Source organism: Streptomyces sp. Z423-1 (genome assembly GCF_013009255.1).
In the GTDB taxonomy this organism is placed as follows: Bacteria; Actinomycetota; Actinomycetes; order Streptomycetales; family Streptomycetaceae; genus Streptomyces; species Streptomyces gossypiisoli.
In genome coordinates this window covers 1,002,051-1,024,511 of the sequence record NZ_CP053109.1, presented here as the reverse complement: position 1 = coordinate 1,024,511, position 22,461 = coordinate 1,002,051, and the positions used below count along the sequence as shown (strand labels likewise).

The following is a 22,461-nucleotide window of genomic DNA, read 5'->3' as shown; positions in this document are numbered from 1 at the left end:
CTCTCACAGCGGCGTGAGGTGCCCCGGCTGTCGCTGCCGGGGCACCAGTTTTTCCGGGTCGGGCATCGCCGGGCGGTTCTCCGGTGCCGTCCGGGACAGCAGCACCACGCCCCAGGAGGCCAGCAGCGCCCCCGTGAGCGCCATCAGCACGCCCGCCGGTCCGCCCCGAAGCCGTTCGCCGAGCAGGGAGAGACCGATCACCGCGGCCGCCACCGGATTGCTGAGGGTGACCACCGCGAGCGGGGCGCCGAGGCCACCCCGGTAGGCGGTCTGGGACAGCAGCAGGCCGCCGGTGGCGAACGCCGCGACCAGCAGCGCCACGCCGACGACCTGGCCGCTGAGCAGCGGCCCCGAGTCGTCCGTCGCGGCCACCGTCACTGTCTGGGTGAGGGCGGAGCCGACGCCGGAGGCGACACCCGACGCGGTGGCGTGCCGCAGGCCGGGCCGGGTGCCGGGCCAGGCCAGCGCGCCGATCAGCACGGACGCCGATCCCGCCACGGCCAGTGCCTCGGTCACGCCGAGCGCCTCGTCGGGCGCGGGCCCGGACGCCGTCACGAGCAGCGCGCCCAGCCCGACCAGGGTGAAGGCGGTGCCCCGCCACTCCACCGCGCTGACCCGCCGCCCCGCGAGCCGTGCCCCCATCGGCACCGCCGCGACCAGCGTCAGCGCCCCCAGCGGCTGCACCACCGTCAACGGCCCGTACTTCAGGGCGACGACATGCAGCACCGCCCCGGAGGCGTTCAGCGCCACCGACACCCACCACGCCGCCCTGCCCAGCAGCCGCAGCACACCCGAGCCGGAGGAACGGGCGGCGAGCCGTTCCTGGGCGACGGCGGCGGCCGCGTAGGCGACGGCGGAGAACAGCGACAGGACGACGGCGAGCACGGTCGCGCTCATCGGCCCGACTCCACGAGCGCCGGTTCCTGCGCCAGTACTTCCGTGGCCGGTGCTTCCTTCCCCGGTACTTCCCTCGCCGGTACTTCCTCCCCCGGTACTACGACCTGGGCGCCCGGCGCGGACGCGCGCACCGTCGGCCGGATCGCCGCGAGCGCCCCGCCCAGCAGCGCGGCCACGACGATCGAGTCGAGCCAGTAGTGGTTCGCCGTCCCCACGATCACCAGCAGGGTCAGCAGCGGGTGCAGCAGCCACAGCCACCGCCGGCGCGAGCGGGTCGCCACGATCAGGCCGATCGCCACCATCAGGGCCCAGCCGAAGTGCAGCGAGGGCATCGCCGCGAACTGGTTCGACAACTGGTCCGTCTGCGGGGAGCCGTACACCGACGGCCCGTACACCCGCCCGGTGTCCACCAGCCCCGTGGCCGCGAGCATCCGCGGCGGCGCCAGCGGGAACGCCAGATGCAGCACCAGCGCGGTGGCGGTGACCGCGGCGAGCACCCGGCGGGCCCAGACGTAGTGGCCCGGGCGCCGTAGGTACAGCCAGACGAGGAAGGCCGCCGTCGCCGGGAAGTGGACCGTGGCGTAGTAGGTGTTGGCGAGGCGCACCAGGCCCTCGCTGTGCAGCACCAGGGACTGCACCACGCCCTCGCCGGGGAGGCGAACGGCCCGTTCGAGGTCCCACACCCGGTGTGCGTTGCGGAACGCCTCGTGGGTGTGGTCGGTCGCCAGCAGTCGGCCGAACTTGTAGACGAGGAAGAGTCCCGCGACCAGCAGGAACTCCCGGACGAGAGGAGGCCGCGCTATCCCGGCGTCCTCCTCGGCAGGCTCGGTGCGGGCATTCATCCCCCGGCCCCTTCGCTGACGGTGGTGCACAAGCTGCTCATCGATACGGCTACGTACCGATACGTCAGTGTACCGATACGTGGGAGTACCGGTACACTGACGTATCGATTGCGTACGACACACTGGACTGCGGGCCCCTTGGCCGCCGGACGGGAAAGAGGAGACGGACCGATGACGTCGCAGGCCGCGGACCGACCGGAGACGGTCGGCGCCTCGCGCCGCTCCAAGCTGACGCGCGAGCGTGAGCAGGAGTTCTTCGACGCGGTGATCGAGCAGATCCGCGAGTGCGGCTACGACGCCGTGACCATGGACGGCGTCGCCACCAGCACGCGGTGCAGCAAGTCCACGCTGTACCGGCAGTGGAAGACCAAGCCGCAGTTCGTGGCGGCGGCCCTGCGCTCCCGGCGCCGGGTGAGCTTCGCCGGGATCGACACCGGCTCGCTGGCCGAGGACCTGCGGCAGGCCGCGCGGGCGGTGGGGGAGTGGTCCGGCCGGGACCACCGGCTGGTCCAGGCGCTCGGTCACGCGGTCATGGAGGACAAGGAGCTGGCGCAGGCGCTGCGTGAGGCGCTCGTCGAGCCGGAGATCGCCGCGATCGAGGAGATCCTGCGGCGCGGGGTGGAGCGCGGGGAACTCGCCGCCGACCATCCGGCGTTGCCGTACGTGGCCGCGCAGATGTTCGGCGTGCTGCGGGTGCGGCCCATCCTGGAGGGCCGGGACGCCGACCCGGACTATCTGCTGAAGTTCGTCGAGGCCGCTGTGCTGCCGTCACTCGGCCTCAAGTGAAGACCCAGGCCGCGCCGTCCCAGGGATGACGGGACGACCGGCCTGCTCGCGCCGCACCGTGGGGACGGGGGCGGCGCGCACCCCCGGCCGGGTGGGGTACCTCTGGAGCGGAGAGGTAGCCCACCCGGCCGCACCTCAGACGCTCTGCCCGTTGCCTCCGCCGGACGAGGCCTTGATGCCTTTGGTGATGTCGTCGATGAGGGACGCCTTCTGGTCGGCGTCGAGGCCGAAGCGGACCACGACCAACCGCCCCGAGTCGGCGGGCGAGGGGAAGACGAGCGACTCGACCAGGCCGTCGGCGCCCTTGCTGGTGATCGCCTTCCAGCGGACCATGTAGCCCTTCTGCCCGGCCACCGTCACCGCCTTGGACGCCAGCACCTCGTGCGAGGTGATCTTCCCGTAGCTGTTGCCGCCGTACGACTCCTCGGCGTTCGCCGCGATGTCCGCCTTGGCGACCTCCTCCGGCGTAGTGCCCTTGGTGCCCAGCAGCTCGACGGGTGCCGAGTACGCGCCGCCCTTCGTGCACGACTTGGACGTGTCGCCCGGGCACTTGTAGCTGTCGTCGGACGTCATCTGCGCGCCCACGTTGAAGGACTGACCGGTCCAGCCCTCCGGCACCGGCATGCTGATCCCGTTCACCGGGTCGGACAGCGTGCCGCCACCCTCGACCTCCGGCGCCCGAGGCGCCTCGGGCGCGGCGGACTCCCCGCCGGACCCGCCAGAACCACCGGACCCGCCCGAGTCACCGAACGGCCCGCCCTGCCCGCCGCCGGGGCCGCCGTCCTGCCCGCCCTGCCCCTGCTGCTGCGAGTCGGCGCGGCTCGCACCGCCGCCGTCGTCCTTGGTCAGCGCGTACACGCCGATGCCGATGCTGGCGAGGACCGCGGCCGCCACCGCGACGGCTATCCCGGTCCGCAGCGCCCGTCGCCGCCCGCCCGGCGGCTCGGCCGGATACCCGGGATACCCCGGATGACCGGGAAACGCCTGGTGCCCCGCATAGCCGGGAGCCCCCGCTCCCCCCGGATACACGGGATACACCGGCTGGGCCTGCTGCGCGTCGGAGGCCGGCGGAGGTCCCGCCGGGGGACCCCAGCCCGCGGCCGACCCCGCCGGACGGGTCTGCTCCGTCCATGCCTTGCCGTCCCACCAGCGCTCGGTGGCGGGACCGTCACTTGTCTGCCCGGGGTCGGGATACCACCCGGGAGGAGTCACCTGCGTCATGACCCCACCGTATGAGGCCTCGGTGAAAGCGGGATGAGAGGGCTCCCTCCCACACCCGATCCGCCCCGCTCATTCCAGCACCAGCGGCACCGGACCCTCCCGGGTGGCCGTGGGCAGCGGCAGCCCATGTCGCCCCGGCGTCACCGACCCCAGCACGCTCGGGTGCCGGGCTCCCGTGCTCGTCGGGGTTGTGCGGGGCAGGTGGTGCACATGCACGGCACGGTCTGATGCCGGTTATTCCAGGACCAGTTGCGCGGGGCCCTTGCGGGCGGCCGTGGGCAGCGGCAGTCCGTGTTGCCCCGGCGTCACCGACCCCAGCACCCTCGGGTGCCGGGCTCCCGTGCTCGTCGGGACCGTTCCGGGCAGGCCCTGCACCGTCAGGAACCCCAGCACCGCGAACGCGTACGCCTCCTTCGCGTCCGACGGCAGCCCGAGCTCGTCGGAGCGGCGCACGGCCACGCCGGGCAGCAGCTCGCCGAGCATCCGCAGCAGCACCGGATTGCGGGTGCCGCCGCCGGACGCGACGACCTCCGTGGCGCCCACCGCCCGCACGGCGTCGGCGACCGTGCGCGCGGTGAGATGGGTGAGCGTCGCGATCACGTCCTCGGCGGGCAGCGTGCCGACCCCGGCCAGCGCCTGGTGCAGATATCCGACGTGGAACAGCTCCTTGCCGGTCGTCTTGGGCGCGGGCAGCGCGTAGTACGGCTCCGCCAGCAGCCGCTCCAGCAGCGCCGGACGGATCCGGCCGCGGGCGGCCAGGGCGCCGTCCACGTCGTAGGCCAGCCGCCCGCCGCTGAAACCGTGGGCCGCCGCGTCGATCAGCGCACACCCCGGCCCGGTGTCGAAGGCGGTCCCGTCGGGTGCGGTGAGGTTGGCGATCCCGCCGAGGTTGAGGGCGACCGGCGTGCCCGGCCGCCCGCGCAGCCACAGCAGGTCGACCAGGCTGACCAGCGGTGCACCCTGGCCCCCGGCGGCGATGTCCCGGGGCCGGAAGTCGGCGACCACGGTCAGCCCGGTCGCCTCGGCGATCCACGCGGGCTGCCCGAGCTGCAGGGTGCCGTGCACCCGGCCCCCGTCGACCCAGTGGTACACCGTCTGCCCGTGCGAGGCCACCAACTCGGCCCGCCCGCCGCACAGTTCCCGGTCGGCCCGGACGGCCGCCGCCGCGAAGGCCTGCCCGATCAGGGTGTCCAGCATGCACACCTCCGCCAGCGACGTCGTCCCCGGTGGCAGTGCCGCCGCGAGCGCCGCCCGCAGGTCGTCGTCGTACGGCTCGCTCACCATGCCGAGCGGCTTCAGTACGAGGCTGTCGCCGACGAGGCTCAGCTCGGCCGCCGCCGCGTCGATGGCGTCGTACGACGTGCCGGACATCAGCCCGATCACCCGCATCCGTTCACCTCGCCTTCCTCGAAGTGCCCTTCGCCGGGAGCGTGGCGAGGGCCGGCACACTGACCACGCAGGCGGCCGCAGCGTAGTACGCGGGGATGTCCACGCCGCCGGTCCGTTCAGACGGTCTCCGTGATGATGAGCCCGGCACAGCCCGAGAACACCGCATTGGACAGGGCGTAGGCGAGTCCCAGGCCGGTGTGGCGCACGGTTGTCGGGAACCGACCTCGCGCGTGGGCGGGCGCCGAAGCTCCCGCTCCCGGCAACAGGGCCGTGCTGCGGGCTCGGTCATCCTCCTGCATCTGCCGTCACCCATGACGGCAACAACCCTCCGACCACCCACCGCAGGACCTGCCGTGGGGCTACGCTCGCTCTGTACGTCGTTCGGGCGACTTGGGGAGGTAGCGGGATGACGGAGGTACCCCCGGCCGCGGGCGCCTCGGCTTCCCTGTGGGAGCGCGACGAGGAGGTCGCCGCGGTCGTCGAGGCGATCGACGCCCTGTGCGCGGACCGCTCGTCGTCGGGCGGTCTGCTGGTGTTCCGGGGCGAGGCCGGACTCGGCAAGACCGCGCTGCTCGCCGAGACCCGCCGGCTGGCCGAGGAACGCGGCTGCACGGTGTGGTCGGCACGCGGCGGCGAGACCCTCAGGTCCGTCCCCTTCAACGTCGTACGCCAACTGCTGCAACCCGCCCTCGTGTCGCTGCTGCCCGAGGAGGCCCGCGAGTACCTCGGCGACTGGTACGACATCGCCGGACCCGCCCTCGGCATCTCCCACCCCGGCGAGCGGCAGGCCGACCCGCAGGGCGTGTGCGACGGGCTGGTCGCGGCCGTGCGCCGGCTGGCCAAACGGGACTGGCCGCTGGTGCTGCTCGTCGACGACGCGCACTGGGCCGACCAGGAGACGCTGCGCTGGCTGGCCGCCTTCGCCGAGCGGCTGCACGACCTGTCCGTGCTGGTCGTGGTGGCCCGCAGGCCGGGCGAGGTGACCGGCGAGAGCGCCCGCCACCTGGACGCGGTCGCCGCCGCCGCGGCCCGCCCGGCGACGACGCTGAGCGCCCTCACCCCCGACGCCACCGCCGGGCTCACCCGCGCGACCGTCGGCCCGCACGCCGACGACCCGTTCTGCCGCGAGGTCTGGGCCGTCACCGGCGGCAACCCCTACGAGACCGTCGAACTCCTCGCCAAGGTCCAGGACAGCGAGCTGGAGCCGGTCGAGTGCTCGGCCGGTGAACTGCGCGCCCTGAACCGCTCGGCGCGCGGCGGCGGACTCGTCGCCCGCCTCGAAGGGCTCGGCATCGACGCGACCCGGTTCGCCTGGGCGGCCGCCATACTCGGCACCGGCATCTCCGTCGGCCTGGTCGCCCGGCTCACCACCATGCGCCCCGAACAGGCGGTGCGCTGCGCCGAGTTACTGTGCACGGCCCGTATCCTCACCGCCCCCGACCCGGCGGGCGCGCAGGCCGACGACGGCGACCTGGAGTTCGTCCACCCGCTGATCGCCACCGCCGTGTACAACTCCATCCCCGACGCCCTGCGCACCGCCATGCACGGCATCGCCGCGCAGATCGTCACCGACTCCGGCCGCGGTGCCGCGGCCGCCTCCCGGCATCTGCTCCAGGTCCACCCGGACGACGACGCCGAACTCGTCGAGCAGCTGCGCGAGGCCGCGCGCGAACACCTCGCCGTCGGCGCCCCCGACGCCGCCCGCCGCTGCCTGGAACGCGCCCTGAAGGAACCGCCCCGGCCAGATGTGCACGCGCGTGTGCTCTACGAACTGGGCTGCGCCACCCTGCTCACCGCGCCCGCGAGAACCATCGACCACCTCCAGACCGCGCTCGCCATGCCCGGCCTCGACGGCCCCGCCCGCGTCGACGCCGTCTTCCGCCTCTCCCAGGCCCTGCTCCACAACGACCAGCTGGAACAGGCCGTCCGCACCGTCGAGGCCGAGGCCGCCCGGCACGAGGAGGGGCCCGCCCGGCTGCGGCTGCGGGCCGTGCAGTACATGTGGGAGGGCATCCACGCCGGTGAGGCACCTGCCCCGGGACGCTCCGAGCGGCTCGCCGACCTCGCCCGCACCTGCACCGGCCGCGACAACTCCGAGCGCGCGCTGCTCATCCTGCGCGGCTTCGACGCCATGACCCACGGCGAGAACGCCGAGGAGGTCGTCGAGGTGTGCGACCGCGCCCTCGTCAACGGGCGGCTCGCCCCCGGGCTCGGCTGGACCGACACCGAGTGGGGCGTCGAACTGCTGATGATGCTCGGCAGCTCCTACGCCTACGCCGACCGCCTGGACCGCGCCGAGAACCTGTTCGCCGAGGCCCTGCGCACCTACACCACGGCCGGCTGGAGCGGCGGCCACCTCGCCCTCGCCAACGCCTTCCTGGGCCTCGCCTTCCGCAGGCAGGGCCGCCTGAAGGACGCCGAGACCGTCCTGCGCGAGTCGCTGCGCCTCGCCGAGCGGGTCGGCCGCGGACTGCCGCTGTACTGGTCGGCGACCTGCGGCCTGGTCGACACGCTGCTCGCCCGCGGGCATGTGCAGCAGGCCTGGACGATCGCCGAGCAGTACGGCTTCACCCCGCCCTACCCGTCCACGATCGTCCTCCCCGACACCCGCTCGGTGCGCGGCCGGCTGCTGCTCGCCGTGGGCCGCACCGAGGACGGCATCAACGAACTGGAGGGCGCCGAGAAGGCCGCCGCCGCGCGGGGCGGCCACAACCCGGTGCTGGCCCCCTGGACCATCGACCTCGCCGGTGCCCTCACCACCCAGGACCCGGCCCGCGCCGCCCGGCTGGCCGCCGACGCCCGCCGCCAGGCCGAGCGGTTCGGCACCGACACCGCGATCGGCGAGGCCCTGCGCTGCGCCGCCCGCCTGGAGACCGGCCAGCGCAAGGTACGCCTCGCCGCGCAGGCCGTCACCTACCTGGAGGCCTCGCCCTGCCAGTACGAACACGCCGCCGCCCGCATCGAGTACGGCCTCGCCGCCCGCTCCACGACGGAACTCAACCGGGGCCTGACCCTGGCCCGTTCATGCGGCGCGGACGGCCTGGCCCGCCAGGCACGGGAGGGGCTGGCGGAACTGGAGGCGTAACGAGGGGCCACGTCACATGCCGAGCAACTGCTCGGTGACCACCGCCAGCCGCTCGCGCACCTGCGGGTCGTACGCCGCCGGATGCGCCCGCGCCGGGCGCGTCCCGTCACACCCCGGTGCACGGTCGCCGACAGCGCGCCCGGCGTCCTCGCGTCGGCGACCCTGATAGTTCACCGTCAGCCGCAGCTCGTGGCCGTCGGCGCCGACCTCCCGCACGGTGGTGCGCGGCCCGCCGCCCGGCACCGGTGATCAGAACGGTGGACATGTTCGCACCGTAGGCACGCGGCCCGTGCTCCGCCCGTGGTACGGCCGGTGTCCGGCCGCCCGCATCACCCGACGGCGCCGTCCTCCTCGGCGAGCACCCGCTGCGCCGCCGCGAACGCCGAGTTCGCCGCCGGGACCCCGCAGTACACGGCCGTCTGGAGCAGCACCGCCCCGATCTCCTCGGGTGTGACCCCGTTGCGTCGCGCCGCGCGGACATGCATGGCCAGCTCCTCGTAGTGGCCGTGCGCCACCAGCGCGGTCAGCGTGATCATGCTGCGTTCCCGGCGGGAGAGCGTCGGGTCGGTCCAGATCTCGCCCCAGGCGTAGCGCGAGATGAAGTCCTGGAAGCGTGCCGTGAAGGGGGTCTGGCGCGCCTGGGCCCGGTCGACGTGCGCGTCACCGAGCACCTGTCGCCGTACCTCCATGCCCCGCAGGGCGGGCCCGTCGAGGTGTGCCCGCAGAGCGGTGAGCACCGCCTCGGGGCACTGTGCGGGCGCCAGATGCGAGGCGCCGGGAAGCTCCACGAGCGCCGCCCCCGGCACCGCGTCCGCGATCTCCCGCAGATGCGCGGGCGGCGTCGCCGGGTCCTCACGGCCCGCTATCAGCAGCGTCGGCACGGAGATCTCCGTGAGCCGCTCCCGCAGATCGAACGCGGCGAGCGCGTCACAGCAGGCCGCGTACGCCTCCGGGTCGGCGTCCCGGTGGTCCCGCACCAGCCGGGGCACGGTGAACCCGGGCGTGAACCAGCGGGCGTCCGCGCTCGCGGCGAGCGAGGCCAGCCCCTCGCGCCGCGCCAGCGCGGCCCGCTCCTGCCACGGCTTCGCCCCGTTGAAGTGGGCCGACGAGCAGATCACCGCGAGGGACGACACCCGCTGGGGGTGATGCACGGCGAGGTGCAGCCCCACCGCTCCGCCCAGCGACACCCCGGCGTACGCGAACCGCTGCACGCCCAGCGCGTCGGCGAGCGCGAGCACCAGGTCGGCGAGGTCACCGACGGTGGCCCCGGCCCCGACCAGCTCGGCCGCCGAGCCGCCGTGCCCCGGCAGGTCCCAGCGGATCACCCGGTGGGTGACGGACAGCTCCGGCGCGACCGTGTCCCACAGGGCGTACGAGGTGCCCAGCGAGGGCCCGAGGAGCATCGGGGGCGCGGAAGCGGCCCCTTCGGCACAGTGGTTGAGCAGCTTCAACGTCGCTCCAGAGCACGATCGACGAGGGTTCCGGCACAGCCGGTGTAATGGGCGGGGTCGAGGTCGACGTCCTTCAGCTCCGGCGCGTCCGACAGGGGGCGCCCCTCGGCGGCCAGCCGGGTGAGCAGCTCCTTGGCGCGGGCCCGGCCCAGCACGGGCGCGAGTTCGGCGGCCAGCCGCTCCGAGACGATCAACCCCTGGGTGAGACCGAGGTGTTCACGCATGACGTCCGGGTGGACCCGGAGCCCCTCGGCCAGTTCGGCGGCATCCCGGGCGGCCCCGCCGGTCAGCCGCAGCAGCTCCCGCAGCGGCTCCCACTCCGCGTGCCAGGCCCCGGCCGGCCGCTCGTCCTCCGCGACCAGACAGGCGTACAGCGTGGCGGCGAGCTGAGGCGCCCGCCGGGCCGCCGCGGCGATCAGGGTGGACCGTACGGGATTGGCCTTGTGCGGCATCGCGGACGACCCCCCGCCACTGCCCTCCGCGACCTCGGCGATCTCGGTCCGGGACAGGGTGAGGACATCGGCGGCCAGCTTGCCGAGCGCCCCGGCCGTCAGCGCCAGACACCCCGCGAGGTCCGCGACGGGCGTCCGCAGCGTGTGCCAGGGCAGGTCCGGCGCCTGCAGGCCGAGTTCGAGCGCGTACGCCGTCGGCAGCGCGGTGGGGTCACTCGCGCCGTACTCCCCGAACGCCGCCAACGTACCGGCCGCGCCCCCGAGTTGGGCGGGCAGCGCGTCCCGTACGGCCGCCACCCGGTCCCGCGCGTCCAGCACCAGGGACCGCCAGCCGGCCGCCTTCAGGCCGAAGGTCGTCGGTACGGCGTGCTGGGTGAGCGTGCGCCCCGGCATCGGCGTATCACGGTGCTCGGCGGCCAGCCGGGCCAGCGCCCGCTCGGTGCGGGCGAGGTCGGCCAGGATCAGGTTCAGGGTGCGCGCGGCGATCAGCATGGTCGCCGTGTCCATGATGTCCTGGCTGGTAGCACCCCGATGGACGTACGGCCCGTACTCCGTACCGGCCGCCTTCGTCAGGTCGGCCACCAGCGGGATGACCGGATTGCCACCGCCACGGGCACGCTCCGCCAGGGACCGTACGTCGTACCGGCCGGCGTCGGCGGCCTCGGTGACCGCCGTCGCCGCGTCGGCCGGGGCCAGCCCGAGCGAGGCCTGTGCGCGGGTGAGGGCCGCTTCCGCGTCGAGCAGGGCCTGCAGACAGGCGGTGTCGCTCGTCGCGGACGCGGCGGGGGAGCCTGCCCACCCGGGGGCGAGCAGGCCGGTGTCGGGAACCGCAGAAGTCACTGGAACTCCAGGAAGACCGTCTCGCCTTCGCCCTGAAGGCGGATGTCGAAACGGTAGGTGCTCATGGCGCCGTCGCCCTCCGGGCGCGCGATCAGCGTGTCGCGGCGCGCCTGGGGCAGCCGGGACAGCAGCGGGTCCGCCGCCAGCGCCGCTTCGTCGCCCGGCAGGTAGATCCGCGTGAACAGATGCACCAGCAGGCCACGCGCGAAGACGCACACGCTGAGGTACGGGGCGCTGCTCCCGCGCGCACCGGGCCGGAGCGTTCGGGCGTACCAGTGGCCGCCCGCATCCGTCTGGATGCGCCCCCAGCCGGTGAACTCCACGCCGGTGCGGCCGAGGAAGCCGCCCGACGCCGGGTCGCGGCGCATCGAGCCGTCCACCTGGGGCAGTCTGCCGTCCGGGTCCGGGCCCCACAGCTCCACGAAGGCGTCGGGCAGCGGCTTGCCCTCGCCGTCCGTGATGTACCCGTGCAGGGTGATGGTGTCCGGGTGCCCGGCGGGCGCGATGTCCTCGCCGCCGGGGAAGGGCAGCGCGTATCCGTAGAACGGGCCCACCGTGTGCGACGGGGTGGGCAGCACGTGCTCCGGGCTGCTCCTGTCGATCTTCGTCATGGCGGTCAGCGTCCCTCTTCCATCCAGGTGGCGTGCGGGCCGTCGAGCACGATGTCCCAGTGGTAGCCCAGCGAGAACTCCGGCACGGACAGGCTGTGGTCGTAGGTGGCGACCAGGCGCTGCCGGGCGGCGTCGTCCGTCACGGACTGCAGGATCGGGTCGTAGGCGAAGAGCGGGTCGTTCGGGAAGTACATCTGTGTCACCAGCCGCTGGGTGAACGCCGTACCGAAGACCGAGAAGTGGATGTGCGCCGGGCGCCAGGCGTTGACGTGGTTGCGCCACGGGTAGGGGCCGGGCTGGATGGTGGTGAACCGGTAGAAGCCGTCGGCGTCGGTGAGGGTGCGGCCCACGCCGGTGAAGTTCGGGTCCAGCGGGGCGTCGTGCTGCTCGCGCTGGTGGGCGTAGCGGCCTGCCGAGTTGGCCTGCCAGATCTCGATGAGCTGACCGCGGATCGGCCGTCCGGCGCGGTCCAGCAGACGGCCGGAGACGGTGATGCGCTCGCCGATCGGCTCGCCGGTGTGCCGGCGGGTCAGGTCGTTGTCGATCTCGGTGATGTCGCGCTCGCCGAAGGCGGGGGAGGCGAGTTCCACCAGCTCCGGGTCCTTCGCCACGTCGATCGCGACCAGCGGCTGTTTCGGGTGGCGCAGCAGCGAGGAGCGGTACGGGGCGTAGTCGCGGCGCGGGTGGTGCTCGACGGGCCCGCCGTCGGCGACGCGCTTCTCGTAGGCGGCGTGCTCGGCCGCGATCTCCTGGTCGATGTCGTGCTGAGTGAGAGTCATGGGGGTCCCTGGGGGTTCTTAGCGTTCGAGGACGAGGGCGAGGCCCTGGCCCACACCGATGCAGAGGGTGGCGACGCCGGTGCCGGTGCCCTTGCGGGCGAGCTGGTGGGCGACCGTGCCGGCGAGGCGGGCACCGGAGGCGCCGAGGGGGTGACCGAGGGCGATGGCACCGCCCTGAGGGTTGAGGATCGCCGGGTCGAACTCGGGCCATTCGGCGACGCAGCCGAGCACCTGGGCGGCGAAGGCCTCGTTCAGCTCCAGGACCGACAGGTCGCCGAACCCCTTGCCCGCCTTGGCGAGCGCCCGGTTCACCGCCTCGACGGGGGCGAGGCCGAAGTAGTGCGGGTCGAGCGCGGAGACGCCGGTGGCGCCGACGCGGGCGAGGGGCTCACGGCCGGTGGCCTGCAGCCCGTCCTCGTCCACGAGCAGCAGGGCGGCGGCACCGTCGTTGAGCGGGGAGGCGTTGCCCGCGGTGACCGTGCCGTCGTCCTTGCGGAACGACGGCTTGAGCCTGGCCATCGCCTCCAGTGAGGCGTCCGGGCGTACGGATTCGTCGGCGGCGAAGACGACGGGGTCGCCCTTGCGCTGCGCAATGGCCACGGGAGCGAGTTCGGCGTCGAAGAGGCCCTGGCGCTGGGCCTCGGCGGCCTTCTGATGGCTGCGCAGGGCGAACTCGTCCTGCTGCTCGCGGGTGATCTTGTGCTTCTCGGCGATGAGTTCGGCGCTCTCACCGAGCGGGACCGTCCACTGCGGGTCCATCTTGGGGTTGACCATGCGCCAGCCCAGGGTGGTGGAGTACAGCTCGGTGTGGGCCGCCGGGAACGGCTTGTCGTTCTTGGGCAGGACATACGGCGCCCGGGTCATCGACTCCACCCCACCGGCCACCGCGACGGAGGCGTCCCCGCAGGCGATGGCGCGAGCCGCCTGGATCACCGCCTCCAGGCCGGACGCGCACAGGCGGTTGACCGTCACGCCGGGCACGGAGGTGGGCAGACCGGCGAGCAGGGCGGCCATGCGGGCGACGTTGCGGTTCTCCTCGCCGGCGCCGTTGGCGTTGCCGAAGTAGACGTCCTCGATACGGGACGGGTCCAACGCCGGGGTGCGGGCGAGGAGTTCCCGGACGGCGTGGGCGGCCAGGTCGTCCGGGCGGACGGTGGCGAGGCCGCCGTTGTAGCGGCCGATCGGTGTGCGGACGGCGTCGACGACGTAGACGTCCCTCATGACCGCCCCTCCTCGCCGACCCGCACCTTCGCGGCGGTCCTCGCGGTGATCTCCTCGGCGGTGACGCCCGGCGCGCACTCGGTCAGCACCAGCCCGCCGTCGGTCACATCGAGCACCCCGAGGTCGGTGATGACCCGGTTCACACACGCCTTGCCCGTGAGCGGAAGCGTGCACTCGTCGAGGATCTTCGGGCTGCCGTCCTTGGCGGTGTGGGTCATCACGACGATGACGGTACGGGCCCCGTGCACCAGGTCCATCGCCCCGCCGATGCCGGTGACCAGCTTGCCCGGGACGGCCCAGTTCGCCAGGTCGCCCTGCTCCGAGACCTGCATCGCGCCCAGCACGGCGACATCGATGTGCCCGCCGCGGATCATCCCGAAGGACAGCGCCGAGTCGAAGAAGGACGCGCCCGGCAGGACGGTGACGGTCTCCTTGCCCGCGTTGATCAGGTCCGGGTCGATCTGCTCCTCGGTCGGGTAGGGGCCGGTGCCGAGGATGCCGTTCTCCGACTCCAGCACCACCTCCACGCCGGGCGGGAGGTGATTGGGGATCAGCGTCGGCAGGCCGATGCCCAGATTGACGTACTGCCCGTCCTTCAGCTCACGCGCGGCCCGCGCGGCCATCTCCTCGCGTGTCCAGGCCATCAGTTGCTCACCGTCCGCTGCTCGATGCGCTTGTCGGCGGCCTGCTCCGGGGTCAGGGCCACCACCCGCTGGACGAAGATGCCGGGCACGTGCACGGCGTCCGGGTCGAGGTCACCCGGCTCGACCAGCTCCTCCACCTCCGCGATGGTCACCCGGCCCGCCATCGCCGCAAGGGGGTTGAAGTTGCGGGCGGACTTGTTGAAGACCAGGTTGCCGTGCCGGTCGCCCTTCGCGGCGCGTACGAGGGCGAAGTCGGTGCGGATGCCGTGCTCCAGCACGTACTCCACGCCGTCGAACTCCCGTACCTCCTTGGGCGGTGAGGCCACCGCGACCCCGCCCTGACCGTCGTAGCGCCACGGCAGTCCGCCCTCGGCGACCTGCGTGCCCACTCCGGCCGGCGTGTAGAAGGCGGGGATACCGGCCCCGCCCGCCCGCAGCCGCTCGGCCAGCGTGCCCTGGGGGATCAGCTCCAGCTCCAGCTCCCCGGCCAGGTACTGGCGGGCGAACTCCTTGTTCGCGCCGATGTAGGAGCCGGTCACCCGGTCGATCCGCCCGGCCGCGAGCAGCACCGCCAGGCCGGACTCCATCGCGCCGCAGTTGTTCGACACCACCGACAGCCCGCCGACGCCGCGCTCGAAGAGCGCCTCGATCAGTACGTTCGGGACACCGCTCAGCCCGAAGCCGCCCACCGCGAGCGACGCGCCGTCGCCCACATCGGCCACCGCCTCCAGGGCCGTGGCGACCACCTTGTCCATCCGAGAAGCCCCATCTCTCCCGAGGGCGATTACTCAGGACACTGAGTAATTCAGTGAAGTTTCCTTCACGCTGCCACTCGGGGGGTCCACCGTCAAGACCTGGCCGCCACCGGCGACAGCTCCGTGCTTTCGAAGGTATCGTTCAGTGCACTGACATAGACAGGACTTCGGGGAGCGGACATGGCGGCGGTGGATCTCACCAACCATCCCGGGCATCTCGCCCGGCGGCTCCAGCAGGCGCACTATCTGCTGTGGAACGCGATGGTGTCCGAGGAGATCACCTCACCGCAGTTCGCCGTGCTCAACGCGCTCGTCGACGAGCCGGGGCTGGACCAGCGCACGGTGGGGGAGCGGGTCGGGCTCGACCGGTCCACCGTCGCGGAGGTGATCAGCCGGCTCGGCCGCCGGGGACTGCTGGACAAGGTCCGCGATCCGGGCGACGGCCGCCGCTTCCTGCTGCGCCTGACCGAGGACGGCGTGCGCACCCATCGCAAGCTGGCGCTGCGCACCGCCCGGATGAACCAGGTGTTCCTCGCCCCCTTGTCCGCCGCGGAGCAGACGCGGTTCCTGGACCTCGTCCGGCGGGTCGCGGACGCGGCGGAGGGGCTCCGCAACCCGGGTGATCCGGGCGATCCGGGCAACCCGGTGGAGCCCCTCGCGGCCCGGACCTGACTCAGTCCTCTGACCTCAGTCCTCCGACCTCAGCCCCGGCTAGCCGCCCGGGCGAGCACCACCCACACCTGGCCGTCGGCGAAGTTCACCGGCTCGCCGTCCGCCGTGGTGAACCGGGTGCCGTCGTCCGGATCCGGGCGCTTCCAGAGCGCCTCGTACGACTTCCCGTCGCGCAGCACCTGCGCGGTCCCCGAGCCGACGGTCTCGGTGTACGGCGAGTTGTTGCCCCGGGAGTCGAAGTAGCCGGACGGGCGCATCCGCACGTACTGCACGACGACCGTCGAGGGCGCCACCGGCTGCCCGTCGGTCGTCACGGCGGCCGTTCCGTCCATCGCGACCCGGTAGCGGTCCCGGCTGTCGTCCCAGGTGAAGGTGAAGCGGGCCGCCGGGTAGCGGACGGTGCGGCTGGTCTCCGGCTCGCCGCCCTCGGGGGCGGGGCCGTAGGTGAAGCCGGTGGGGGTGAGGGCGGCCTTGCCCGGGGCGGAGGGCATGAGGTGGTGCGGGCGCAGGTAGAGGTTGTGCGGGGCGGCCCTGTCGGTGGCGCGGTAGTAGGCGCCGGGGGTCCGGCCGGGCGGCTCGGCGTGCAGCGGGGCACGGTCGATCAGCGGCAGCAGCTTGGTCTGCGCGCCGGAGAAGGCGAGCGTCGGGCGGTCGAACTGGCGCAACAGCTCCAGATCCGTCTCACGGGCACTGCGCACGGGTCCGACGGCCTTCGGCAACTCGCTCGCGTACACCGCGAGCAGGCGGCTCAGGCCGCCCTCGACCTGCTCGACGTAGACGATGTCCGCCGCGTCGAGTCCGGTGTGGGGCCGGGCGCCGGCCGCGTTGTCGACCTTCACGGCGAGCGCCGAGGCCGTGCGCTGCGCACTCCGGGTCGGCGACGGCGTCGGCCTCGGCTCGGGCGCCCGCCCGTCGTCGGCCGGCTTGCCCCCGCCCGTACAGCCCGCGGTGAGCGAGCCCGCCGTCACGATGCCCAACGCCGCCGCCACGGCGAGCCGCCGCATGCGCGCTCTTCGTCCCGTGCTTTCGCCCACCGCTGCCACCCGACCAGTCCTGTGCCATCGATTGTGCGCTTATCTGTTCATCGGTGGCCATACCCGATCGGATCCGGCTCCTTGCTACAAATACTCCGAACTGCACATACGCCGATCGCGCACCCCGACTAGCCCACCCGGCCCACGGTTCGGCGCCGCCCCCTCGGGTACCCGGCCCCCGCCGCAGTACCGGCAGGTGTTGTGACGGAGGGAGTGCGGTGATGAGGGCTGTGACGTGGCAGGGGAAGCGGGACGTGCGGGTGGAGAGCGTGCCCGATCCGCGCATCGAGGAGCCGACCGACGCCGTCATCCGCGTCACCTCGACCGGGCTGTGCGGTTCCGACCTGCATCTGTACGAGGTGCTCACCCCGTTCATGACGCCGGGCGACATCCTCGGTCACGAGCCCATGGGCATCGTCGAGGAGGTCGGCCCCGGCGTACCGGACCTGGCGGTGGGCGACCGCGTCGTCGTACCGTTCCAGATCGCGTGCGGCAACTGCTGGATGTGCCTCAACTCGCTGCCCACCCAGTGCGAGACCACCCAGGTCACCGGCGAGGGCATGGGCGCCGCCCTGTTCGGCTACACCCGTCTGTACGGTGCCGTACCGGGCGGCCAGGCCGGATATCTGCGCGTCCCGCAGGCCCAGTACGGACCCATCAAGGTGCCGGAGGGCCCGCCCGACGACCGTTTCCTGTATCTGTCCGACGTGCTGCCCACCGCCTGGCAGGCGGTCGCGTACGCCGACGTCCCCCAGGGCGGCTCCATCGCCGTCCTCGGACTCGGCCCGATCGGCGACATGGCCTGCCGGGTGGCCCAGGTCCGCGGCGCCGGACGGGTGTTCGGGGTCGACCTGGTCACCGAACGGCTGCGCCGGGCACAGGTGCGTGGGGTGGAGACGTACGACCTGCGGGAATTCGACCACGAGAAGGAACTCGTCGCCGCGATCCGCGACGAGACCGACGGCCGCGGCCCCGACGCCGTGATCGACGCGGTCGGCACCGAGGCGCACGGCAGCCTCGTGGCCCGCCTCGCCCAGCAGGCCGCCGGCATGCTGCCCCGCAAGATCGGCGGCCCCCTCGCCGAACGCTTCAGCGTCGACCGGCTCGCCGCCCTGCACACCGCCATCGAGCTGGTACGCCGCGGCGGCACCCTCTCACTCGTCGGCGTCTACGGCGGTACCGCCGACCCGCTGCCGATGCTCACCATGTTCGACAAGCAGCTCCAGATCCGCATGGGCCAGGCCAACGTCCGCCGCTGGACCGACGAGATCCTGCCCTACCTGACCGACGAGGACCCGCTCGGCGTCGACGACTTCGCCACCCACCGGCTGCGGCTGGAGGAGGCGCCCGAGGCGTACGAGATGTTCCAGCACAAGCGGGACGGCGCCGTGAAAATCCTGATGAAGCCCTGACGCACGCCTGCGGCACTCACGCCTGCGGCAGGCACGCACGCCTGCGGCACTCACGCCTGCGGGGCGAAGATCTCCGCGAGGTCGTACCGCACGGGCTCCTCCAACTGCGCGTACGTGCAGCTCTGCGGCGTCCGGTCCGGCCGCCAGCGGCGGAACCGGGCCGTGTGCCGGAACCGCACGCCGTTCTCCATGTGGTCGTACGCCACCTCGCACACCCGCTCCGGCTTCAGTGGCACCCACGACAGGTCCTTCTTGCCGGACCAGCGGCTCGGCGCCCCGGGCAGCCGCGCCGTCTCGTGCGCCGCCTCTTCGGCCCACGCCGCCCACGGATGCCCCGTCACGTCGTCCATGCGCAGCGGCTCCAGCTCCTCCACCAGCTCGGCACGCCGCGCCATGGAGAAGGCGGCGGACACGCCGACGTGCTGCAGGGCGCCCCCGTCGTCGTACAGACCGAGCAGCAACGAACCGACCACGGGCCCGCTCTTGTGCAGCCGGTAGCCCGCCACGACGACGTCCGCCGTGCGCTCGTGCTTGACCTTGAACATCGCCCGCTCGTCCTGGAGATAGCGCAGCGTGAGCGGTTTGGCGATCACCCCGTCCAGCCCGGCCCCCTCGTACTGCTCGAACCACTGCCGCGCCACGTCGATGTCGGTCGTCGCCGGCGCCACATGCACCGGGGCCGTCACCCCGGACAGCGCCATGACCAGCAGCGCACGGCGATCGCCGAGCGGCACGTCCAGCAGCGACTGGTCGGCCAGCGCCAGCAGGTCGAAGGCGACGAACGAGGACGGCGTCTTCTCGGCCAGCGTCCGCACCCGCGAGTCGGCCGGGTGGATCCGCTCGGTGAGCGCGTCGAAGTCCAGCCGTCCCTCCCGCGCGATCACGATCTCCCCGTCGAGCACACAGCGCTCCGGCAGCCGCTCCTTGAGCGCCGTCACCAGCTCCGGGAAATACCTGGTCAGCGGCTTGGTGGTGCGGCTGCCGAGTTCCACCTCGTCGCCGTCGCGGAACACGATCGCCCGGAAGCCGTCCCACTTCGCCTCGTAATGCATACCGGGCGGGATCTTCGCCACGGACTTGGCGAGCATCGGCTTCACGGGCGGCATCACCGGCAGGTCCATGGTTAGATTCTGCGCCCCTCAGATGTCGTTCGCCCGGTGTGCGAGACGGGTGCGGTGCGCCTACCGTGGCTCGCATGGGTGACGCGGTGGAACTGGAAGCGGGCGGCCGGACCGTACGGCTGTCCAGCCCCGGCAAGGTGTTCTTCCCGGAGCGCGGCTTCACCAAGCTGGACCTCGCCCGCTACTACATCGCCGTCGGCCCCGGCATCCTGCGCGCCCTGCGCGACCGGCCCACCACCCTGGAGCGCTACCCGGACGGCGTGACCGGCGAGTCCTTCTTCCAGAAACGGGCCCCCAAGAGCATGCCCGACTGGATCCCCACCGCCCACATCACCTTCCCCAGCGGCCGCAGCGCCGACGAGATGTGCCCCACCGAGGAGGCCGCCGTTCTGTGGGCCGCCCAGTACGGCACGCTCACCTTCCACCCGTGGCCGGTGCGCCGCGACGACGTCGACAGCCCCGACGAACTGCGCATCGACCTCGACCCGCAGCCCGGCACCGACTACGACGACGCCGTCCGCGCCGCACACGAACTGCGCGCCGTCCTCGACGAGTTCGGCGGCCTGCGCGGCTTCCCCAAGACCTCCGGCGGCCGTGGCCTGCACGTCTTCGTGCCCATCGAGCCCCGCTGGACCTTCACCCAGGTCCGCCGCGCCGCCATCGCCGTGGGCCGGGAGATGGAACGCCGGATGCCGGAGCACGTCACGATCAAGTGGTGGAAGGAGGAGCGGGGCGAGAAGATCTTCATCGACTACAACCAGACCGCCCGGGACCGCACGATCGCCTCCGCCTACTCCGTACGCCCCCGCCCGCACGCCCCCGTCTCGGCGCCCCTGCGCTGGGAGGAGGTCGGCGTCGCGCACCCGCAGGACTTCGACCTCGCGACCATGCCCGCGCGCTTCGCCGAACTCGGCGATGTGCACGCGGACATGGACGACCGTCGCTATTCGCTGGAGGCGCTGCTGGAGCTGGCCGCCAAGGACGAGCGCGACCACGGGCTCGGCGACCTGCCGTACCCGCCCGAGTACCCCAAGATGCCGGGGGAACCCAAACGGGTACAGCCGAGCCGGGCGAAGAAGAAGGCGCCCGAGGCGGGGCCTACAGCTCCTTGATCCGGATGTCCCGGTACGAGACCACATCCGTCGTGCCGTGCACCTGGAGCCCGATGTAGCCGGAGGCGAACCGCCGTCCGTCCGTGCCCGGGTCGTCCGAGCGGGGCGGGTAGAAGTCCTGACCGCCGATGTTGTCGAACTCGTTGATCAGCACGCCGTTGCGGTAGACCGAGTAGTGCTGGTCGACCACGCGGATCTCGTAGTCGTTCCACGTGCCCTTCTCGGTGACGCCCGCACCCGCGAGCCCTACCCGGTCGAAGCCGTAGACCGACCCCGTCTTGTACATGTCGCCGTCGGGCCGGTCGAGTACCTGCACCTCGTGCCCGTACTTGATGGCGACCCACTCCGGCCGTGACTCCTCCGGGTGGTCATGGACGTGCGGGAACCGAACGAACACCCCGGAGTTGGCGTTGCCGGTGCCGGGAGCGTCGTCGCGCCACTGGAGCTTCAGCGAGAAGTCGCCGTACTTGCGCTGCGGGAACCACAGCATGCCCAGCCCGGGCTCGGTGGTGCCGCTGGTCATCGTGCCGTCGGCGTTCAGCGCGAACGAACCGCCGCCCACGTGCTGCCACGTGGCGAAGGAGTCCGCGGTGCCGTCGAACAGCGAGCGGTAGCCCTCGGTCTGGCCGGGCTTGCCGATGCCGGACTGCCGGGCGGCCTTGGTGACGGCCCGGTACTCGCGCTGGTCGATCACGCCCTCGGTACGGAGCTTGTCGAGGACCGTCTTCACATGCTTGAGGAACAGCGCGTGGGACGTCCACTCCTTCTCGTCCTCGATCAGCTCGTTGATCCGGCACCGGTTGTTGGTGAGCCGGTTCGGCACGCCCGAGTCGACCGTGCCGACGATCACCGTCAGCCGCTCGTCGTACTCCGGGCAGGGCGGCGCGGGCACGCTGCCCGCGACCACCGTGAAGCTCACGGACTGCGCCGCGGAGGTGTTGCCCGCCTTGTCCGTCGCGCGGTACGCCACGGTGTGCGCCCCGGCCCGGTCGACGATCACGGGCCCGGTGTACGTGAGGTAGGGCCCGCCGTCGAGCGAGTACTCGATGCTCGCGACCTCACCGCCGTGATCGGTGGCGCTGACCGTGACCTTGGCGTTGCCCACGTACGCCCCGTCGGAGTTCCGCGTGCCCTCGACGGTCACACCCGTCACCGGCGGGGTCGTGTCCTGCGGCGGCGCGGCGACCACCGTGAACTGCACGCTCTTCTCCGCCGCCACGTTCCCCGCCTTGTCGGTGGCGCGGTAGCGGACGGTGTGGGTGCCCGCCTGATGCACCATCACCGGCTGGGTGTACGGCTGCCAGGCCCCGGACGCTCCGATGGCGTACTCGATCGAGTTGACCCCGGACCCGGTGTCGGACGCGGTGACGGTGACCGTCGCCATGTCGATGTAGGTACCGTCCGGATTCTTCTCACCGCTCACCGTCGCCGAGGTCTCCGGCGGTGCCGTGTCGTCCGTCGGCGGCGCCACCACCGTGAACTCGGCGCTCTTCTCGGCGGAGACGTTGCCCGCCTTGTCGAACGCCCGGTAGCGCACCTTGTGACTGCCGACCTGGTCGACGACGACCGGGGTGGTGTACGGCTGCCAGGCGCCGGTGTCCCCGATGGCGTACTCGATCCGGTCGACGCCGGAGCCACCGGTGTTGTCAGTCGCGTGCAGTGCCACGCTCGCCGAGCCGACGTACTGGCCCTGCTGGTTCTGCGTGCCGCTGACGTGCGCCGACGCCTCCGGCGCGGTCGTGTCCTCGCCGCTGCCCTCGGTCACCGTCAGGATGCCCTGCATCTGGCCGTGGCCGGGGATCGTGCAGTGGTAGAAGTACCGGCCCGGGGTGAGCGTGACCTCGGCGGTGTGGCGGCCGCCCTGGTCGTCGCCCGGGTTGGCGAGGATGTTGAGCTGGACGTCGCTGTTGAACTCCGGATCGCTGGTGACGAACGTCAGCGTGTGCGGCATGCCGGTGGTGTTGCCGGTGGCCTCGCTGTTCTCGAAGACGATGGTGGCCTGACCGGCCACCGCCGTCGTGGGTGCCGAGAGGTACTTGTCGATGTCGTTGCCCGCCGTCCAGGTGAGGACCTGGGCGGCATCGGCCCGCTCCGGCTCGCCCACCGCCGTGGTGGTCTGCAGCCCGAGCATCATCAG

Annotated in this window: 20 protein-coding genes and 1 pseudogene; 5 read left to right on the top strand and 16 right to left on the bottom strand. The window is 72.7% G+C overall.

Annotated elements, in window-relative coordinates; genetic code table 11:
* Window positions 1–3: 3 nt before the first annotated feature.
* The gene (locus HJD23_RS04785; protein ID WP_171113861.1) at window positions 4–897 is read right to left on the bottom strand and encodes a DMT family transporter; all 894 of its coding nucleotides are present in this window, start codon (window positions 895–897) and stop codon (window positions 4–6) included.
* Window positions 894–1,739, bottom strand: a complete 846-nt coding sequence (locus tag HJD23_RS04780) for a phosphatase PAP2 family protein (protein WP_171113860.1) — start codon at window positions 1,737–1,739, stop codon at window positions 894–896. Before HJD23_RS04780 ends, HJD23_RS04785 begins: the two co-directional genes overlap by 4 nt.
* A gap of 171 nt (window positions 1,740–1,910) precedes the next feature.
* Between HJD23_RS04780 and HJD23_RS04775 the strand changes: the two genes are divergently transcribed.
* The gene (locus HJD23_RS04775) at window positions 1,911–2,525 is read left to right on the top strand and encodes a TetR/AcrR family transcriptional regulator (protein WP_171113859.1); all 615 of its coding nucleotides are present in this window, start codon (window positions 1,911–1,913) and stop codon (window positions 2,523–2,525) included.
* Between the two features lie 135 nt (window positions 2,526–2,660).
* Here the strand turns inward: HJD23_RS04775 and HJD23_RS04770 are convergent, their stop codons facing one another.
* The 3 genes and pseudogenes from HJD23_RS04770 to HJD23_RS04760 form a co-directional block, all read right to left on the bottom strand.
* On the bottom strand, window positions 2,661–3,746 hold the full coding sequence (locus HJD23_RS04770) for a DUF2510 domain-containing protein (protein ID WP_171113858.1): 1,086 nt from the start codon (window positions 3,744–3,746) through the stop codon (window positions 2,661–2,663).
* A 234-nt stretch (window positions 3,747–3,980) separates the two neighbouring features.
* Entirely contained in the window at window positions 3,981–5,135 is a 1,155-nt protein-coding gene (locus HJD23_RS04765; RefSeq protein WP_171113857.1) for an anhydro-N-acetylmuramic acid kinase, read from the bottom strand.
* A 4-nt stretch (window positions 5,136–5,139) separates the two neighbouring features.
* Window positions 5,140–5,353: pseudogene (locus HJD23_RS04760) on the bottom strand (metabolite-proton symporter); the annotation flags it as partial.
* Between the two features lie 188 nt (window positions 5,354–5,541).
* On the opposite strand from HJD23_RS04760, the gene HJD23_RS04755 reads away from it, so the two are divergent.
* A complete protein-coding gene (locus HJD23_RS04755; protein ID WP_171113856.1) occupies window positions 5,542–8,220 on the top strand; it encodes a tetratricopeptide repeat protein in 2,679 nt (892 codons plus the stop codon).
* A 12-nt stretch (window positions 8,221–8,232) separates the two neighbouring features.
* On the opposite strand, the gene HJD23_RS43440 is transcribed toward HJD23_RS04755, so the two are convergent.
* The 8 genes from HJD23_RS43440 to HJD23_RS04715 all read right to left on the bottom strand — a co-directional run bounded on the left by HJD23_RS43440 (window position 8,233) and on the right by HJD23_RS04715 (window position 14,973).
* On the bottom strand, window positions 8,233–8,463 hold the full coding sequence (locus HJD23_RS43440) for a hypothetical protein (RefSeq protein ID WP_240980629.1): 231 nt from the start codon (window positions 8,461–8,463) through the stop codon (window positions 8,233–8,235).
* 86 nt (window positions 8,464–8,549) lie between these two features.
* Window positions 8,550–9,671, bottom strand: coding sequence for a 3-oxoadipate enol-lactonase (gene pcaD / locus HJD23_RS04745; protein ID WP_171113855.1), 1,122 nt, complete (start codon window positions 9,669–9,671; stop codon window positions 8,550–8,552).
* On the bottom strand, window positions 9,668–10,963 hold the full coding sequence (pcaB, locus tag HJD23_RS04740) for a 3-carboxy-cis,cis-muconate cycloisomerase (protein ID WP_171113854.1): 1,296 nt from the start codon (window positions 10,961–10,963) through the stop codon (window positions 9,668–9,670). Before pcaB ends, pcaD begins: the two co-directional genes overlap by 4 nt.
* On the bottom strand, window positions 10,960–11,574 hold the full coding sequence (gene pcaG / locus HJD23_RS04735) for a protocatechuate 3,4-dioxygenase subunit alpha (RefSeq protein WP_171113853.1): 615 nt from the start codon (window positions 11,572–11,574) through the stop codon (window positions 10,960–10,962). The genes pcaB and pcaG overlap by 4 nt, the downstream gene beginning before the upstream one ends.
* A 5-nt stretch (window positions 11,575–11,579) precedes the next feature.
* The gene (pcaH, locus tag HJD23_RS04730) at window positions 11,580–12,353 is read right to left on the bottom strand and encodes a protocatechuate 3,4-dioxygenase subunit beta (RefSeq protein WP_171113852.1); all 774 of its coding nucleotides are present in this window, start codon (window positions 12,351–12,353) and stop codon (window positions 11,580–11,582) included.
* A gap of 18 nt (window positions 12,354–12,371) precedes the next feature.
* Window positions 12,372–13,574 carry a thiolase family protein gene (locus HJD23_RS04725; protein ID WP_171113851.1) on the bottom strand — a complete coding sequence of 401 codons (1,203 nt, stop codon included), beginning with the start codon at window positions 13,572–13,574 and terminating at the stop codon, window positions 12,372–12,374.
* Window positions 13,571–14,218, bottom strand: coding sequence for a CoA transferase subunit B (locus tag HJD23_RS04720; protein WP_171113850.1), 648 nt, complete (start codon window positions 14,216–14,218; stop codon window positions 13,571–13,573). The genes HJD23_RS04725 and HJD23_RS04720 overlap by 4 nt, the downstream gene beginning before the upstream one ends.
* Window positions 14,218–14,973, bottom strand: coding sequence for a CoA transferase subunit A (locus HJD23_RS04715; RefSeq protein WP_171113849.1), 756 nt, complete (start codon window positions 14,971–14,973; stop codon window positions 14,218–14,220). The genes HJD23_RS04720 and HJD23_RS04715 overlap by 1 nt, the downstream gene beginning before the upstream one ends.
* A gap of 180 nt (window positions 14,974–15,153) precedes the next feature.
* Between HJD23_RS04715 and HJD23_RS04710 the strand changes: the two genes are divergently transcribed.
* Window positions 15,154–15,645 carry a MarR family transcriptional regulator gene (locus HJD23_RS04710; protein ID WP_171113848.1) on the top strand — a complete coding sequence of 164 codons (492 nt, stop codon included), beginning with the start codon at window positions 15,154–15,156 and terminating at the stop codon, window positions 15,643–15,645.
* A 29-nt stretch (window positions 15,646–15,674) separates the two neighbouring features.
* Here the strand turns inward: HJD23_RS04710 and HJD23_RS04705 are convergent, their stop codons facing one another.
* On the bottom strand, window positions 15,675–16,649 hold the full coding sequence (locus tag HJD23_RS04705; RefSeq protein WP_171113847.1) for a DUF3048 domain-containing protein: 975 nt from the start codon (window positions 16,647–16,649) through the stop codon (window positions 15,675–15,677).
* Between the two features lie 251 nt (window positions 16,650–16,900).
* Between HJD23_RS04705 and HJD23_RS04700 the strand changes: the two genes are divergently transcribed.
* On the top strand, window positions 16,901–18,091 hold the full coding sequence (locus tag HJD23_RS04700; RefSeq protein WP_171113846.1) for a zinc-dependent alcohol dehydrogenase: 1,191 nt from the start codon (window positions 16,901–16,903) through the stop codon (window positions 18,089–18,091).
* A gap of 50 nt (window positions 18,092–18,141) precedes the next feature.
* On the opposite strand, the gene HJD23_RS04695 is transcribed toward HJD23_RS04700, so the two are convergent.
* Window positions 18,142–19,212: an ATP-dependent DNA ligase gene (locus tag HJD23_RS04695; RefSeq protein ID WP_171113845.1), complete on the bottom strand. Its 1,071-nt coding sequence runs from the start codon at window positions 19,210–19,212 to the stop codon at window positions 18,142–18,144.
* A 74-nt stretch (window positions 19,213–19,286) separates the two neighbouring features.
* Between HJD23_RS04695 and ligD the strand changes: the two genes are divergently transcribed.
* Window positions 19,287–20,324: a non-homologous end-joining DNA ligase gene (gene ligD, locus HJD23_RS04690; protein WP_171113844.1), complete on the top strand. Its 1,038-nt coding sequence runs from the start codon at window positions 19,287–19,289 to the stop codon at window positions 20,322–20,324.
* On the opposite strand, the gene HJD23_RS04685 is transcribed toward ligD, so the two are convergent.
* Window positions 20,311–22,458, bottom strand: a complete 2,148-nt coding sequence (locus HJD23_RS04685; RefSeq protein ID WP_171118717.1) for a family 16 glycoside hydrolase — start codon at window positions 22,456–22,458, stop codon at window positions 20,311–20,313. The two genes, ligD and HJD23_RS04685, sit on opposite strands and share 14 nt — an antisense overlap.
* Window positions 22,459–22,461 lie beyond the last annotated feature (3 nt).